The 1,289-nt window shown below is 37.9% G+C and carries 1 protein-coding gene; it reads right to left on the bottom strand.

The window, feature by feature from the left end; all coding sequences use genetic code 11:
* Positions 1-217: 217 nt before the first annotated feature.
* A complete protein-coding gene (locus tag DK871_RS28360) occupies positions 218-1,021 on the bottom strand; it encodes a replication initiation protein (protein WP_161519135.1) in 804 nt (267 codons plus the stop codon).
* Between the last annotated feature and the right edge of the window lie 268 nt (positions 1,022-1,289).

Here is a 1,289-nt window from a genome sequence, read left to right as displayed (position 1 = left end):
TAAATTTTCTATTATATTTAGCAAGTACCAATGACTATATCTTGCGCAAAACTGTTTGTTTTCTTCTGCCCTTATTGCTTGCTTACCGGAGTTGGCACTGAAAAATAACGTGAACCGGGTAAAAACAAACGCTTTGTTGGGCACAAACGGGGAGTGTGTACTAAGAAGACGTATTTAACATAAAAACCGGTATGGGCTATCTGGAAAGCAAGTTTAGCTAAAATCCCTCAAACTTCATTTGGTCATCTACTCGATAAGAGAATCTTAGCTTAGTTGCTTTACGCTGCTTCCTCTCGATGATTTCAACGCTTATATTCTTTATTTCAGTAGTGTCTTCAATGGTATCGATGCTTTGCTTGATAACACTGCGATTAAACTCTTTAAACAACGGATAAGAATAAACTTTTTCCTTATTCTTTATTGTGTAAAGCCCAAGCTCTTCCTTTAGTTCTTCAACAGTAATTTCAAAAAAACGGTCTTTCTTCTGACTTATTTTCTGCCTTATAAGTTGATATATGTTACTGGCATTTGTGTCTCTGAGTCGTGCGCTAGAGATAAGCACTTGAGTAGTGAAATTACCCTCTATCATGCAAATATACGGCTCCATTTGACGACTAAAGCTAATATCTACGTAACCGTCACCGTCCTCATAGTCACAGTATTCAGTGACGTTAAGCATGCGAACCCCTTTACCGCTAGGTTTCTTCCAAGGCCGATCTCCTTGACGAGCTATAGGCGGTAAAAGTTGATCTTTTGGGATTCCTATTATCTGTTTCTGTAAATCCAACGTAGCGGATTTTAGTTGTTCGTAGGCTGTATTCATTTCCAGCTTAGCTATTTTTGCATACTCACTAGCGTATATACGAAACACTTGGCCTTGTTTTACTATCTTTTTAGAGTCAAGTTGAGCAATAGCCATAAATAAAACGCGCCTAGATGATAAGGGCATCTTAGATAGTGTTTTGTTTATATCAGTTTTATGCCGAACTTTTGTTTTACTCGATACGTTGGTTAATTTCATAGGTGTACTTTGTTTTTTTAATCACACACCTACTTTATAGGTGTGTTGCTGACTTTGTCAATATACACCCGTGTAAAAGAGGTGGGTTTTTATCCACATGACTCGGTAGACGCACACCTTTAACTCGGTAGACGCACACCTTAACTCGGTAGACGCACACCTTTAACTCGGTAGACGCACACCTTTAACTCGGTAGACGCACACCTTTAAAATTTATTCTTTATAATTTACAATAGCTTAAGTGAACTCCTAAGTCTTTAAAGTCTTT

It is taken from the genome of Pseudomonas sp. L13 (genome assembly GCF_009935965.1).
In the GTDB taxonomy this organism is placed as follows: domain Bacteria; phylum Pseudomonadota; class Gammaproteobacteria; order Pseudomonadales; family Pseudomonadaceae; genus Aquipseudomonas; species Aquipseudomonas lactis.
This window is presented reverse-complemented; position numbering and strand designations above follow the sequence as displayed.

Bases quoted from the DNA above. Each gene is read 5' to 3' on its own strand.
- DK871_RS28360 (WP_161519135.1), bottom strand. From the start codon at position 1,021: ATGAAATTAACCAACGTATCGAGTAAAACAAAAGTTCGGCATAAAACT.